This window comes from Cyclobacterium lianum (assembly GCF_900143075.1).
GTDB classification, from domain to species: Bacteria; Bacteroidota; Bacteroidia; order Cytophagales; family Cyclobacteriaceae; genus Cyclobacterium; species Cyclobacterium lianum.
This window is the reverse complement of the sequence record NZ_FRCY01000002.1, coordinates 129,140-143,525: the sequence shown is the minus strand read 5'-3', so window position 1 is coordinate 143,525 and position 14,386 is coordinate 129,140. Positions and strand designations below refer to the sequence as shown.

Sequence of the window (14,386 nt, the reverse complement as noted above, 5' to 3'; positions counted from 1 at the left end):
GAAAGGCGTATTTTCGGAAAAAAATTCACAAAAATTTGCATCAGAATAATATTTTGAAATTTTTTACATTGGTAAAATTTAAAAAATTAAATTCTACAGTATACTTAATAATAAACTAAACTTCCTATTTATATTTCAAATACCTAATTTTATTATTTCGCTTAAATTAAAAAATGAAATAAAATATTGTAAGTATGGATTATGGGTTTTAATATTGCATTATCATTATACCTATTAAGGTATCGTTTACCAGTAAAAGAAGAGAAATGTTCATTTTGGTCAGCCTTGTCGTACTTATCGTCATTATCATCTAGTAAGGGATGAAGCGCTGATCTATTGCCGATAGAAAAATAACATAAAGTGCTTCATTCGAGTGAAGCACTTTTTTTTATAAGCCAGTTGTCAAAAAAACCAAATAGAATAAATGAGTAATTCAAAAAAACACAGTTGGGAGGTAAGTGATAATCAGGAGAATCCCGCTTCAATGGCCATGTTGTACGCCACAGGTCTTTCAGATGAGAAAATGAAACAACCCTTTGTGGGTGTGGCAAGCTGCGGTTATGAGAGCAATCCCTGCAACATGCACCTCAATGATTTTGCAAGAGCCATAAAAGCGGCTACGGTAAAATCCAAACTGACTGGTATGGTTTTCAATACGATAGGTATCAGTGATGGTATTTCCATGGGCACGGCGGGGATGCGTTATAGTCTCCCGTCAAGGGAAATCATCGCAGATTCTATAGAATCATTTATTCTGGGGCATTCGTTTGATGGCATTGTGGCGGTGGCAGGATGCGACAAGAACATGCCCGGAGCGGTCATGGGTATGTTGCGGGTAAACAGGCCGGCCATCATGGTATACGGTGGCACGATCCGTTCAGGAAAGTACAAAGGTGAGAAACTCAATATTGTATCCGCATTTGAAGCTTATGGCAAGCGTATCAAGAAAGAGATCTCAGATGAAGACTATATGGGCGTCATCAAAAATGCATGTCCCGGCGCAGGCGCTTGTGGAGGAATGTATACGGCCAACACCATGTCGTCGGCCATTGAAGCCATGGGTCTTTCCCTGCCGTACAGTGCTTCCAATCCGGCCAATTCTAAAGAGAAAGAGGCGGAGTGCGAAGCCGCAGGAGAGTTTATCGCCAATCTGCTGGCCATGGACCTCAAGCCAAAGGACATCGTCACGCGGAAAAGCCTGGAAAATGCTGTGAGGGTAGTAGTGGCTTTGGCAGGAAGTACCAATGCCGTCCTACACCTTCTGGCCATAGCGCGGACTGCTGGCATTGATTTTGGGTTGGAAGACTTTAAGAGGATCAATGCAAGTACCCCTGTACTGGGGGACTTCAAACCCAGTGGCAAATACCTGATGGAAGACCTTCATGACCAGGGTGGACTTCCCGCATTTATGAGGTACCTGCTGGACCATGGTTTGTTGCACGGAGATTGCATGACGGTGACAGGTAAAACATTGGCAGAGAATCTGGCAAACATTGCTCCGGTGAAGGCAGAAAAAGGAAGTGTCATTTATCCCCTTGAGGACCCGATAAAAACTACAGGGCATTTGTGTATACTCAATGGCAACCTGGCACCTGAAGGTGCAGTGGCCAAGATTTCCGGCAAAGAAGGGGTTTCTTTTACCGGGCCGGTGAAGGTGTACAATTCAGAGCAGGAGGCGAACGATGCCATGAAAAATCAGGAAATTCAAAAAGGTGATGTCGTGGTGATCAGGTATGTAGGCCCCAAGGGTGGACCCGGAATGCCGGAAATGCTCAAGCCTACTTCGATCATTATTGGCTCCGGCCTGGGTGCAGACGTGGCTTTGATCACCGATGGACGCTTTTCAGGAGGTACCCATGGTTTTGTCGTCGGGCACGTGACGCCCGAAGCGTATGCCGGCGGCCCTATCGGTCTGCTGCAAAATGGAGACATTGTCACCATCAATGCCGAAAATCTGGAGATCAGCTGTAATGTTTCAGAGCAGACTTTTGCGGAACGTAAAAAAACATGGGTTAACAAGGATTTAAGCCATTTAAATGGAACGCTAAAAAAATATTCTCAGTTAGTTTCTACGGCATCTGAAGGATGCGTGACAGATAAAAGTTAACGATTATGAAGGATTCCCAAATTAGAGGGGCTGAAATTGTCATCAAGTCATTGGTGGCGGAAAATGCCAGGTACATCTTTGGCTACCCCGGCGGGGCAATCATGCCGGTATATGATGCCCTGTATGATTATATGGATCACATCCAGCACATCCTGACCAGGCACGAGCAGGGAGCCATACATGCCGCTCAGGGCTATGCCAGGGTCTCGGGCCAGGTGGGGGTCTGTATGGCTACCTCAGGACCCGGTGCTACCAATTTGATCACAGGAATGGCAGATGCGCTGATCGATAGTACTCCTTTGGTCTGTATTACCGGACAGGTGGCTTCACATCTTTTGGGAACAGATGCATTTCAGGAAACTGATGTGGTGGGCATATCCATGCCTGCCACCAAGTGGAACATACAGGTTAGGAAGGTAGAGGAAATTGCCCCGGCAATAGCCAAAGGGTTTCATATAGCCCGCTCCGGCAGACCGGGTCCGGTATTGATAGACATTACCAAAGATGCGCAGACAGCGATGGGGGAGTTCAATTACGTTCCCTGTCTGAATATCCGATCCTACCGGCCTTATCCCAAGCTGGATGACAAGGCAATTGATCGCGCCGCCAGGCTCATCAATCAGGCCAAAAAACCCTACGTGTTGTTTGGGCAAGGGGTGGTATTGGGGAAAGCCGAAAAAGCACTGGAAGAATTTCTGGATAAATCCGGAATACCCGCAGCCTGTACGCTGTTGGGCACTGGTGCCATATCGGAGTCTCATCCCAATTTTGTAGGTAAACTGGGCATGCATGGAAATTATGGCCCCAACTTACTGACAAACCAATGTGATGTACTTATTGCCGTGGGAATGCGGTTTGATGACAGGGTGACCGGCGATGTCAAGCGCTATGCCAAACAGGCAAAAGTAATCCATCTGGAATTGGATCCCGGAGAGATAAATAAGAATGTAAAATGTGAGGTGGCCGTTTTGGGCGATTGCCGCATCAGCCTGGAAAAACTCACCGGCAAAGTAGATCAGCGTACCCATCCCGATTGGATCAAGGCTTTCCGGGAACTGGAAGCTGAGGAAAAACGGGTAGTAGTGGGCAACGACCTTTCACCTACCAAAGTAGGTTTGACCATGGGCGAAGTGGTCCGGCACATCAATGAATTCAAATCGGATGATGCTATCCTGGTAACCGATGTGGGACAGCACCAAATGGTAGCCTGGAGGTATTTTGAGTACAAAACCTCACGCACTCAGGTAACCTCGGGAGGTCTTGGAACCATGGGCTTTGCGCTTCCTGCCGCCCTCGGAGCGCAGTTGCATGATTATAACAGACAGGTGATCTGTGTGGTAGGCGATGGCGGGATTCAGATGACCTTTCAGGAATTGGGTACTATCATGCAGACCAAGGCGCCTGTTAAAGTGGTATTGTTGAATAACAATTTCCTTGGAATGGTGCGGCAGTGGCAGCAATTGTTTTTTGACAAACGCTATTCTTTCACTGAGCTAGACAATCCGGATTTCATCAAAATCGCAGAAGCCTACAATTTCAGGGTCCAGCGGGTAGATGTACGTGGGGACCTGAGGCAGGCAGTAGCTGAAATGTTCGTACACGAAGGACCCTACTTCCTGGAAGTGGTGGTAGAAAAAGAAGATAATGTATTCCCCATGATTGCAGCGGGAAGTTCGGTTGAGGAAGTTAGACTTAGTTGATTCAAATGAATAAAAGATACACCATTTCTGTCTTCACAGAAAATTTCATAGGTATACTCAGCAGAATCACGCTGATATTTACCCGTAGGGGCATCAATATTGATGGTTTTACTGCTTCTGAAAGCCGGGAGGAAGGGATCTACCGGATTACCATAGTGGTCCATACCACGGAAGAACAGATCATCCAGCTATCCAAGCAAATAGAGAAGATCATCGATGTGATCAAGGCTTTTTATTACCTGGACGATGAGATGGTTTTTCAGGAGATTGCGCTGTACAAAATTCCTATCGACAATATCGATTCCGGTTTGGAAAGGGTGATTCGCCAGCACAATGCGAGGATCATCTCTGCCGAAAAGGATTTTGTGGTGGTCGAAATGACAGGGCACAAAGAGGAAACACAGGAATTGTTGGAGGTACTGAAGGAATTCAATGTCTTGGAATTCGTTAGGTCCGGAAGGGTCGCTGTGGCCAAGCCCATGGAAACCATAGATAAATATTTGTAAACTATTTAAATTTAATTTTAACATATAATTATGAAACTGAAGTTCGGTACAGTTGAAGAAAACGTAGTAACAAGGGAGGAATTCCCTCTGGAAAAAGCCAAAGAAGTACTTAAAGGCGAAGTTATTGCCGTTTTAGGCTACGGGGTACAGGGACCTGGACAGGCCCTTAACCTGAAAGACAACGGATTCAATGTCATTGTAGGGCAGCGAAAAGATTCCAAAACCTGGGACAAGGCCGTTGCGGACGGTTGGATACCCGGTGAGACCCTTTTTGAACTGGAGGAAGCCTGCGAAAGAGGTACCATTCTTCAGTTTTTGTTGTCTGATGCCGGACAAATTGCCCTCTGGCCTACCGTCAAAAAACACCTCAAGGCAGGAAAAGCTTTGTATTTTTCGCATGGCTTTGGCGTGACCTATAAAGACCAGACGGGGATCATTCCTCCCGAGGATGTGGATGTGATCCTGGTAGCACCAAAAGGTTCAGGAACTTCATTGAGGAGAATGTTTGTTGAAGGGAGAGGTTTGAACTCCTCTTTTGCCATTTATCAGGACGCCACCGGCAAAGCGCGTGACAGGGCCGTTGCACTCGGAATAGGAGTCGGTTCAGGATATTTGTTTGAAACCGACTTTTATAAAGAAGTAACATCCGATCTCACGGGAGAAAGGGGTACCCTTATGGGAGCCATACAGGGGATTTTTGCAGCTCAGTACGAAGTGTTGCGGTCCAACGGCCACTCACCCTCCGAGGCCTTCAATGAAACGGTCGAAGAACTGACCCAAAGCCTGATGCCGCTGGTTGCTGAAAACGGTATGGATTGGATGTATGCCAACTGTTCTACTACCGCCCAGCGGGGTGCTCTGGACTGGTGGAAGCCTTTCCGGGATGCGACCAAACCTGTATTCGAAGACTTGTACAATAGTGTAAAGGCAGGCAAGGAAGCGGCCAAGTCGATTGAAGCCAACAGTAAGTCGGATTACAGGGTGAAGCTGGAAGAAGAGTTAAAGGAATTGAGAGAATCAGAAATGTGGCAGGCAGGTGCCACCGTACGTAAATTAAGACCAGAGAACAACTAAAAAAGATGTCAGAAAAGCTTTGGATATTCGATACCACCCTCCGGGATGGTGAACAGGTGCCGGGCTGCCAGCTCGATACCCGGGAAAAAATTGTGGTAGCCAAGGCTTTGGAAGAACTGGGCGTTGATATCCTCGAGGCTGGGTTCCCCATATCCAGCCCCGGGGATTTTAACTCTGTCGTGGAAATATCGAAGGCTGTGGACAAGCCGATTATCTGCGCTTTATCCAGGGCTGTAGACAAAGATATCGAAGTGGCGGCGCAGGCATTGCGATTTGCGAAAAAAAGCAGGATCCACACAGGTATAGGGGTGTCCGGCTACCACATTCAGCACAAACTCAGAAGTACGCCGGAAGCCGTAATGGAAAAGGCCGTCAGGGCTGTGAAACTGGCTCGTAATCTGGTGGAAGAAGTAGAATTTTACGCGGAAGATGCAGGGAGGGCTGACCCTGAATTTCTCACAAGCATCATTGAAGCTGTGATAGATGCAGGAGCCAGGATAGTCAATATACCGGATACCACAGGTTACTGTCTGCCTGAGCAGTACGGCAATATCATCCGCCACCTCAAGGAAAGTGTGTCCAATATCGACCAGGCCATAATTGCCACGCATTGTCACAATGACCTGGGTTTGGCTACGGCCAACAGTCTTTCTGGAGTGCTGAACGGCGCCCGGCAGGTGGAGGTAACGATGAATGGTATAGGTGAGCGGGCCGGCAACACCTCACTGGAGGAGGTAGTCATGGCCATCAGGAGCCACAAGGAAATCCCCGTTTACACCGATATCAATACCAGGAAAATTTACGAGACCAGCAGGATCATATCCAAGCTGATGAATATGCCCATTCAGCCCAATAAGGCGATCGTAGGAAGAAATGCGTTTGCCCATTCATCAGGCATTCATCAGGACGGTGTGTTGAAAAACAGGGAGAACTATGAGATCATGGATCCCAAAGATGTAGGTGTTGAGGAGTCTTCTATTGTGCTGACAGCCCGGAGTGGCAGGGCTGCCCTCAAACACCACCTCAAGCTGTTGGGATTTGAATTTGACAAAGAAAAGCTGGATGAGATCTACGAAGATTTCCTGGTGCTGGCGGATGCCAAACGCGATATAGGTAGAAAGGATTTGTTGGCCCTGCTCGGTGAGCACATAGAGAATTCCCCTTTTATTTCCCTCGATCAGATCGCCTATCAGGGCAAAGAAGGTGAGGAAGCCAGCGCATCGGTTTCCTTGTCAATAGGAGAAGAAATCAAACAGGGTAGCTCCAAAGGCAACGGACCAGTGGATGCCGTGATCAAGTCCATCAAACAGCTTATTCCCCATCAGGTAGTCCTGGATGAGTTTTTGATTCAGGCCATGACCAAGGGGAGCGATGATACCTGCAAGGTACACATGCGCCTGATGCATGAAGGGAAACCGTACCATGGATTTGGATCAGAGACAGATATCGTTTTGGCGTCAGCTAAAGCGTTTGTGGATGCTTTAAACAAGTTACCCGTCAAGTAAGTGACAAAAATTTAACCATAATGGAGAAGAAAACATTATTTGATAAGATTTGGGATGCTCATGTCATCAAATCTATACCGGAGGGCCCGGATGTGTTTTTCATTGATAAGCATTTTATCCATGAAGTGACCAGTCCCGTGGCGTTTCTGAATCTGGAAAAAAGGGGCAATAAGGTGATGTTTCCGGAAAGGACTGTTGCCACTCCAGACCACAATGTACCCACTATTGACCAGGACAAAACGATCAAAGATCAGCTTTCCCGCATGCAGGTAGAAAAACTCCGGGAAAATTGTAAAAAGCATGGAATAGATTTGCATGACCTGGGAACGGACCACCACGGTATTGTCCATGTGATCGGACCCGAACTGGGGATTACTCAACCCGGAATGACCATTGTCTGCGGAGATAGCCATACCTCTACCCACGGGGCTTTCGGCACCATTGCCTTTGGCATTGGCACCTCAGAGGTGGAGATGGTTCTGGCTACCCAATGCATCATGCAGGCCAAGCCTAAAAAAATGCGCATTACAGTGGACGGTACTTTGGGTAAAGGGGTGAGCTCTAAGGATATCATCCTGTATATCATTTCCCAGATATCTGCCAGCGGAGGCACCGGTTATTTTATTGAATATGCGGGGAGTGCAATTCGTTCCCTGAGCATGGAAGCCAGGATGACGATCTGTAACATGAGTATAGAGATGGGCGCTAGAGGCGGGTTGATTGCGCCTGATGAAACCACCTTCAATTACCTGGAAGGAAAGGATTTTGCGCCCAAAGGAAAAGATTGGGATGCAGCGATCGCCAAATGGAGGGCCCTGAAAACGGATGAGGGAGCAGCGTTTGACCTGGAGTACCATTACGATGCGGTAGATATAGAACCAATGATCACCTACGGTACCAACCCTGGCATGGGTGTGAAGGTCAAGGACAGTATCCCCACGACTGAGGGCATGAAGGAAAGTGTTAAGAAGTCCTACATCAAGTCATTGGATTATATGGGCTTCAAGCCAGGCGAAGCGATGAAAGGTAAGAAAATTGACTACGTATTCGTCGGTAGCTGCACCAACGGTAGGATTGAAGACCTGCGGACGGTGGCAGAATTTGTGAAGGGCAAAAAGAAGGCCGACAACATTACGGCCTGGATTGTACCCGGATCCAGAGAAGTGGAGAAAAAGGCCATAGAAGAAGGATTGGTACAAATACTTGAAGATGCCGGTTTCAAGCTCAGACAGCCTGGATGCTCGGCCTGTCTGGCCATGAATGATGATAAGATTCCCTCCGGCAAGTATGCGGTGTCTACCTCTAACCGTAATTTTGAAGGCAGGCAGGGGCCGGGCAGCCGGACACTTTTGGCTTCCCCGCTGACAGTGGCTGCTGTAGCCATCACAGGAGAGATTACCGATCCCAGGGATTTGATTGAAGAACCAGTATTAGAAGTTTAAAGCGATGGCATACGATAAATTTGATATTTTGACCAGTAGAGTGGTCCCACTTTCTTCGGAGAACGTAGATACCGACCAGATTATTCCAGCCAGGTTTTTAAAGGCAACCGAGCGTAAGGGATTTGGAGATAACCTTTTCCGGGACTGGCGCTACGATAGTGAGGGAAATCCAAAGCCGGATTTTGTACTTAATGATCCGACCTATGATGGGAAAATCCTTCTGGCGGGCAAGAATTTTGGTTCCGGATCCAGTAGGGAACATGCTGTCTGGGCCATATACGATTATGGGTTTCGCTGTGTGGTATCCAGTTTCTTTGCAGACATATTCAAAAACAACTGTTTGAATATCGGCGTATTGCCAGTTACGGTTACGCCGGAGTTTGCCGATGAGCTGTTTGAAGCTGTGGAGGCAGATCCTTCTACCGAGGTGGAAGTGGATATCAACAAACAGACCATTACCCTGCTAGCCACAGGCAAGTCGGAAAGCTTTGATATCAACGCCTACAAAAAGCAGAACATGAAAAACGGCTTTGACGACATTGATTACCTGCTGAATCTGAAATCAGAGATTAAAGCTTTTGAGGCTGGCAGATAATATCTCCTTTGGAGATTGAGCAGTAAAACGGGTCAGGAATGATTAATTGATTGGGATGCGTAGAGAAAAGAAATTAGAAATCATGGATACCACCCTAAGGGACGGGGAGCAAACATCAGGAGTTTCCTTCCTCCCTTCAGAGAAATTGCAGATTGCAAAACTTCTGCTGGAAGAGCTTCGGGTGGACCGGATTGAAGTAGCATCTGCCCGGGTATCGGAGGGTGAATTGGAGGGAGTGAAGAAAATCACGCACTGGGCTGCAGAAAAAGGCTATCTGGAGAGGATTGAAGTTTTGGGCTTTGTAGATACACCCAAATCCGTGGACTGGATCGTCGATGCGGGGGCTAAGGTAATGAACCTGCTCACCAAAGGTTCACTCAATCACCTGACCCATCAATTGAAGAAAACTCCCGAAACCCACTTTGAGGAAATCGCAGCATGTATCCGCTATGCTGCCGAACACGGTATATCGGTCAACGTATACCTGGAGGACTGGAGCAACGGGATGAGAAACTCAAAGGAGTACGCCATGTCCATGATCCGTTTTCTTTCTACCCTGCCTGTAAAACGAATCATGCTTCCAGACACCCTTGGCTTGCTATGTCCGGAGGAGGTTAGCAATTATGTGGGTGGCATTTGCGATGCTTTCCCCGATATCCATTTCGATTTTCATGCCCACAACGATTATGACCTGTCGGTAGCCAATGTACTGAACGCCGTTAACAATGGAGCCAGGGGAATACACACTACTGTAAATGGGTTAGGAGAAAGAACAGGAAACGCTCCATTAGAGTCGGTCGTTGCGGTGGTGAAGGATTTTACTGAATTTTCCCTAAACATCAACGAAAGTAAAATCTACCGGATAAGCAAATTGATCGAGCAATTCTCGGGTCTCAGGATCCCCGCCAATAAACCGGTGGTGGGCGAGAATGTATTTACCCAAACCGCCGGAGTGCATGCCGACGGGGATCATAAAAAGAACCTGTATTTTAGTGACCTGTTACCCGAGAGGTTTGGCAGAACCAGAAAATACGCTCTCGGTAAAACGTCGGGGAAGGCCAATATTCTGAAAAATCTGGTCGAATTGGGAATCTCTCTTGAGCCTGAGGAGCTGGCCAGGGTGACGCAGAAGATCATCGAACTGGGCGATAAAAAGGAAAGGGTGACCACAGAAGACCTGCCTTACATCATCTCCGATGTTTTGCAGAATAATTCCATTCACCGGGATATCCTCATCGACGGATACCATATGGTGCACTCCAAAGGTCTGAAACCTTCTGTGCAGTTGAGAATTAAAATGTACAATGAATTTTATGAACAGAATGCGTCCGGAGATGGACAGTACGACTCGTTCATGAAGGCATTGAAGAAAATTTATAAATCACTGGACAAGGAGCTGCCGAAGTTGACCGATTTTCAGATCAGTATACCCCCGGGTGGTAAAACAGACGCGTTTGTAGAATGTGTCATTACCTGGGATCTTGCAGGTAGGATTTTTAAAACCAAAGGTCTGGACAGCGACCAGACCATTGCCGCCATGAAGGCTACCGAAAAAATGTTGAATATCATTGAACAAATTAAAAAAAGTAACAAACCAGAAAAAAAGAACCCATATGGAAATGAATATAGCCCTATTGCCTGGTGATGGCATAGGACCGGAGGTGATTGCCCAGGCTGTGAAAGTGGTAAATGCCGTCGCAGATAAATTTGGCCACCAGATTACTTTTCAAGAAGCCAGGACAGGCGCTGCAGCGATAGATGCAGTGGGCCGGCCTTACCCTGAAGAAACCCACCAGATTTGTTTAAACTCAGACGCAGTGCTTTTTGGCGCCATTGGTGACCCCAAATACGACAATGATCCGAGCGCAAAGGTCAGGCCTGAGCAAGGCTTACTGGAGATGAGAAAGCGACTGGGCCTCTTTTCAAATGTCCGCCCTACCTTTACTTTTCCTTCGCTGTTGCACAAATCACCGTTGAAAAGAGAACGAATAGAAGGTACCGATCTGGTCTTTTTGAGAGAGCTGACCGGAGGGATCTATTTTGGTGAACCCCGCGGCAGAAATGAGCAGGGTACCAAGGCCTTTGATACCTGTGTGTATTCCGTAGAGGAGATTGAGAGACTGGCAAGAATGGGTTTTGAGTTTGCACAAAAAAGACGAAAATTATTGACCTGCGTAGATAAAGCGAATGTGCTGGCTACTAGCAGGCTATGGAGAGAAACCGTGCAGCGGCTTGCCGGAGAGTATCCCGATGTGAAGGTGGAATACGAATTTGTGGACGCTGTAGCCATGCGTTTGGTCCAGTGGCCCAAGGCTTACGATGTGCTGATTACCGAAAATCTCTTCGGAGATATCCTCACAGATGAGGCCTCCGTAATCAGTGGTTCTATGGGTTTGATGCCCTCGGCTTCCATTGGATTGGATACGAAGCTTTTCGAACCCATTCATGGTTCCTATCCGCAGGCGGCTGGTAAAGATATTGCCAATCCCCTGGCAGCCGTATTGTCAGCAGCGATGATGTTTGAATATGCCTTTGAGTTAATGGACGAAGCCAGGGCCATTTCCGATGCCGTCAATTTGTCTTTGGAAAAAGGAGTAGTAACAGAAGATCTGGCCGATGGGGAGAAAGCCTATAAGACCACAGAGGTGGGCGATTGGCTGGCAGCGCAAATTGCCAAAGCCTAGTGAAAAGATTCCCGCTACGCCAAAAAAAATCCCCTTGTTTGTCGACAAACAAGGGGATTTTTTTAGGAAACAATCAGGTGTTTTGATAGCTACTCTGTTTCCAATTCTCATTTAGCAGGCAGGTCTGGAAGCATTTTAAAGCCAGCAATTTAACCTGCCAAAGCGAGGTAATATCAATTGTTGGTTTTCCTGTCTACAAAAACATCAATCAATTCCTGTGTGATTCCCGTAGAGGAATAACCGCCATCGTGAAAGAGATTTTGCATGGTGACCATTCTGGTGAAATCCGAGAACAGCGAGACAATATAGGCTGCGCAATCTTCTGCAGAGGCATTACCAAGAGGGGAAGCGATATCTGCAAAATCAAAGAAATCGTCAAATCCTCCGATACCCGATCCGGCTGTCGTTTTGGTGGGCGATTGGGAAATGGTATTGACCCTCACTTTTTTCAGTTTGCCGTATCTCAATCCATAATTTCTGGCAATGCTTTCCAATATTGCTTTTGCTTCAGACATGTCTGAGTAAAAAGGAAATGCCCGTTGTGCAGCGATATAGCTTAACCCTACTACAGATGCCCATTCGTTCAATATGTCTTTCTGCTCTGCTACCTGCAGCATTTTGTGAAAAGAAATTGCCGAAACATCGTACGATTTTTGAACCCACTCATAGTTGAGGTCACCGTAAGCTTTGCCTTTTCTTACATTGGGCGACATGCCGATGGAATGCAGCAGGAAATCAAAATTTCCACCCAGATATTCCCGGGCTTCATCATACAGCTTTTCTATGTCCGCTACAGAAGTGGCATCCGCAGGGACGATAATGGTGTCACAGGCTTCTGCCAATTCCTTTATGGCTCCCATCCTCATGGCTATAGGGGCATTGGTAAGTACAAAGGTTGCTCCCTGTTCTTTTGCCTTAAGGGCGGTTTGCCAGGCGATTGAATTTTCATCCAATGCCCCGGTGATGATTCCTCTTTTACCTTTTAATAAGTTTTCAGACATATTTTACTTTTAACTTTCTGACTTAAATTAAATAATATTCTTTAAAATTAGCTAATAATGATTGAAACTTTTTAAAAACCTGGCATAGTGCCAAATCTTAATTACCCAATAATTCTTTTGCGTTTTCATAGGCAGAAGCTGAGGGATTGGAGCCGGATATCATCTTGGCGATTTCCACTAGCCGCTCTTCCTCATCCAATAATTTTATTTTGCTCACTGTTTTCTTAGCACTATTGTCTTTATAGACAAAATAATGTTTTTCCCCTTTGGCAGCTACCTGAGGGAGGTGACTGATGCAAATTACCTGATGATTTTCAGCAATTTTTTGCATCATCCGGACCATTTGCAGTGCAACCTCTCCGGAAACTCCGGTATCTATCTCGTCGAATATCAGTGTAGGAAGTGCCATTTTGTCGGCCATGATATACTTGATGGCAAACATCAACCTGGAAAACTCTCCTCCCGAAGCCACCTGGCCTATAGGTTGGGTGCCTACCCCCTTGTTGGCGGAAAATAAAATATCTATTTCATCTATGCCGGACTCAGATGCAGGCACAGCTTTTCTGTAGATGTCAACTTTGGCATTTTCCATGCCGAGCTGAGCCAGTAATTGTTGGATTTCCTGACTGAAACCCGTAAAAACAGCGGTTCGTTTCTTTGACAATTGCTCAGCGGTTGAGTGCATCGTTTTTTCCGCCTTTTCCAGTTGGCTTTTCAGTCCGGCTAATTCTTCCTCCAGATGATCTGCCCTGAAAACTTTATCGGCAAGATGGGAGGTCAGTTCTATAAGGGCCTTATCTGACTGAACACCATGTTTCTTTTGGAGTTGGTAAATTTTGCTCAGCCTTTCCCTTACCCATTCAGACTTTTCAAAATCTACTTCAGTTGCTTGTTCTTCCGCAGATAGACTTTCCAGTATGTCTTTTAATTCAATGAGCATACTCTGGAATCTCTGATCCAGATCTTCAAAGGTTTTTCCAAATTTGGATAGAAAATTGAAATGGTGCCTTGCCGATCCGAGCATTTGTATGGCACCCATCTGTTCGTTGTCCAGTAGTTTCAAGGCTTCAAGTGCCCTGGCCTTGATTTCCTCTGCATGGTTAAGAATCTCTTCCTCGGATTCCAACTCAGTCTGCTCACCTTCGGTTAGATTCAGGGAACTCAATTCTTCCAACTGAAATTGGTTGTAGTCTGCTTCCTGTTGGAGGCTTGTCATTTCCTTTTCCAGCAGACGGACTTTTTTCTGCAGGACCGTATATTCCTGGAACTGCAGGGTATATTGCGATTTTATTTTTCCGGTCTGCGCAAAGGCATCGAGTAGGGACAGTTGGTAGGAGGAGGCGCCCAGCAGCAGGTTTTCATGTTGCGAATGGATGTCCATCAAAGTTTTCCCCAAAACCTTCAAGGTGTCCAGTTTCACCGGGGTGTCGTTGACAAATGCCCTGGACTTGCCGGTGGGCGAAATTTCTCTTCTTATGATACAAAAAGGTTCATAGTCGAGTTCTTCCTCCTCAAAAAAGGATTTCAGACCATAATTTTCCACCTCAAAAACACCCTCGATGATACACTTTTCCGCTTCATTATAGAGGGATTTGGTATCAGCCCTGTTGCCCAGCAACAAACCCACAGCACCCAGCATGATGGATTTTCCGGCACCGGTTTCTCCTGTGATCATGTTCAGGCCCGGGCAGGGTTTCATTTCCAATTTCTCTATCAAAGCATAATTGGCGATGCTAAGGTTGGTCAACATGGAGCTTTGGTTTCATTTAGGT

General features: G+C 46.6%; 11 protein-coding genes. 9 read left to right on the top strand and 2 right to left on the bottom strand.

Features of this window, described 5'->3' with window-relative positions:
• The first annotated feature begins 424 nt into the window (after window positions 1-424).
• From ilvD to leuB, 9 genes are read left to right on the top strand one after another with little or no spacing between them, the layout of a single operon-like run.
• Complete coding sequence (gene ilvD, locus BUB19_RS03240; protein ID WP_073091916.1) at window positions 425-2,107, top strand: dihydroxy-acid dehydratase; 1,683 nt, start codon at window positions 425-427, stop codon at window positions 2,105-2,107.
• A 5-nt stretch (window positions 2,108-2,112) separates the two neighbouring features.
• The gene (gene ilvB, locus BUB19_RS03235) at window positions 2,113-3,807 is read left to right on the top strand and encodes a biosynthetic-type acetolactate synthase large subunit (protein ID WP_073091912.1); all 1,695 of its coding nucleotides are present in this window, start codon (window positions 2,113-2,115) and stop codon (window positions 3,805-3,807) included.
• 5 nt (window positions 3,808-3,812) lie between these two features.
• The gene (ilvN, locus tag BUB19_RS03230; protein ID WP_073093133.1) at window positions 3,813-4,313 is read left to right on the top strand and encodes an acetolactate synthase small subunit; all 501 of its coding nucleotides are present in this window, start codon (window positions 3,813-3,815) and stop codon (window positions 4,311-4,313) included.
• Between the two features lie 30 nt (window positions 4,314-4,343).
• Window positions 4,344-5,387 (top strand): ketol-acid reductoisomerase, encoded by a 1,044-nt coding sequence (ilvC, locus tag BUB19_RS03225; protein WP_073091909.1) that lies wholly within the window; start codon window positions 4,344-4,346, stop codon window positions 5,385-5,387.
• Window positions 5,388-5,392: 5 nt separating this feature from the next.
• The gene (locus tag BUB19_RS03220) at window positions 5,393-6,892 is read left to right on the top strand and encodes a 2-isopropylmalate synthase (protein WP_073091906.1); all 1,500 of its coding nucleotides are present in this window, start codon (window positions 5,393-5,395) and stop codon (window positions 6,890-6,892) included.
• Window positions 6,893-6,912: 20 nt separating this feature from the next.
• Window positions 6,913-8,334, top strand: a complete 1,422-nt coding sequence (leuC, locus tag BUB19_RS03215) for a 3-isopropylmalate dehydratase large subunit (protein WP_073091901.1) — start codon at window positions 6,913-6,915, stop codon at window positions 8,332-8,334.
• A gap of 4 nt (window positions 8,335-8,338) precedes the next feature.
• Window positions 8,339-8,929, top strand: a complete 591-nt coding sequence (leuD, locus tag BUB19_RS03210; protein WP_073091896.1) for a 3-isopropylmalate dehydratase small subunit — start codon at window positions 8,339-8,341, stop codon at window positions 8,927-8,929.
• Window positions 8,930-8,984: 55 nt separating this feature from the next.
• Window positions 8,985-10,574, top strand: coding sequence for an alpha-isopropylmalate synthase regulatory domain-containing protein (locus tag BUB19_RS03205; protein WP_073091890.1), 1,590 nt, complete (start codon window positions 8,985-8,987; stop codon window positions 10,572-10,574).
• Window positions 10,543-11,613 carry a 3-isopropylmalate dehydrogenase gene (gene leuB, locus BUB19_RS03200; protein ID WP_073091884.1) on the top strand — a complete coding sequence of 357 codons (1,071 nt, stop codon included), beginning with the start codon at window positions 10,543-10,545 and terminating at the stop codon, window positions 11,611-11,613. Before BUB19_RS03205 ends, leuB begins: the two co-directional genes overlap by 32 nt.
• 173 nt (window positions 11,614-11,786) lie before the next feature.
• On the opposite strand, the gene BUB19_RS03195 is transcribed toward leuB, so the two are convergent.
• Both BUB19_RS03195 and recN read right to left on the bottom strand, forming a co-directional pair.
• Window positions 11,787-12,614 carry an enoyl-ACP reductase FabI gene (locus tag BUB19_RS03195; protein WP_073091879.1) on the bottom strand — a complete coding sequence of 276 codons (828 nt, stop codon included), beginning with the start codon at window positions 12,612-12,614 and terminating at the stop codon, window positions 11,787-11,789.
• Window positions 12,615-12,711: 97 nt separating this feature from the next.
• Window positions 12,712-14,364, bottom strand: coding sequence for a DNA repair protein RecN (gene recN / locus BUB19_RS03190; RefSeq protein ID WP_073091874.1), 1,653 nt, complete (start codon window positions 14,362-14,364; stop codon window positions 12,712-12,714).
• Window positions 14,365-14,386: the final 22 nt, after the last annotated feature.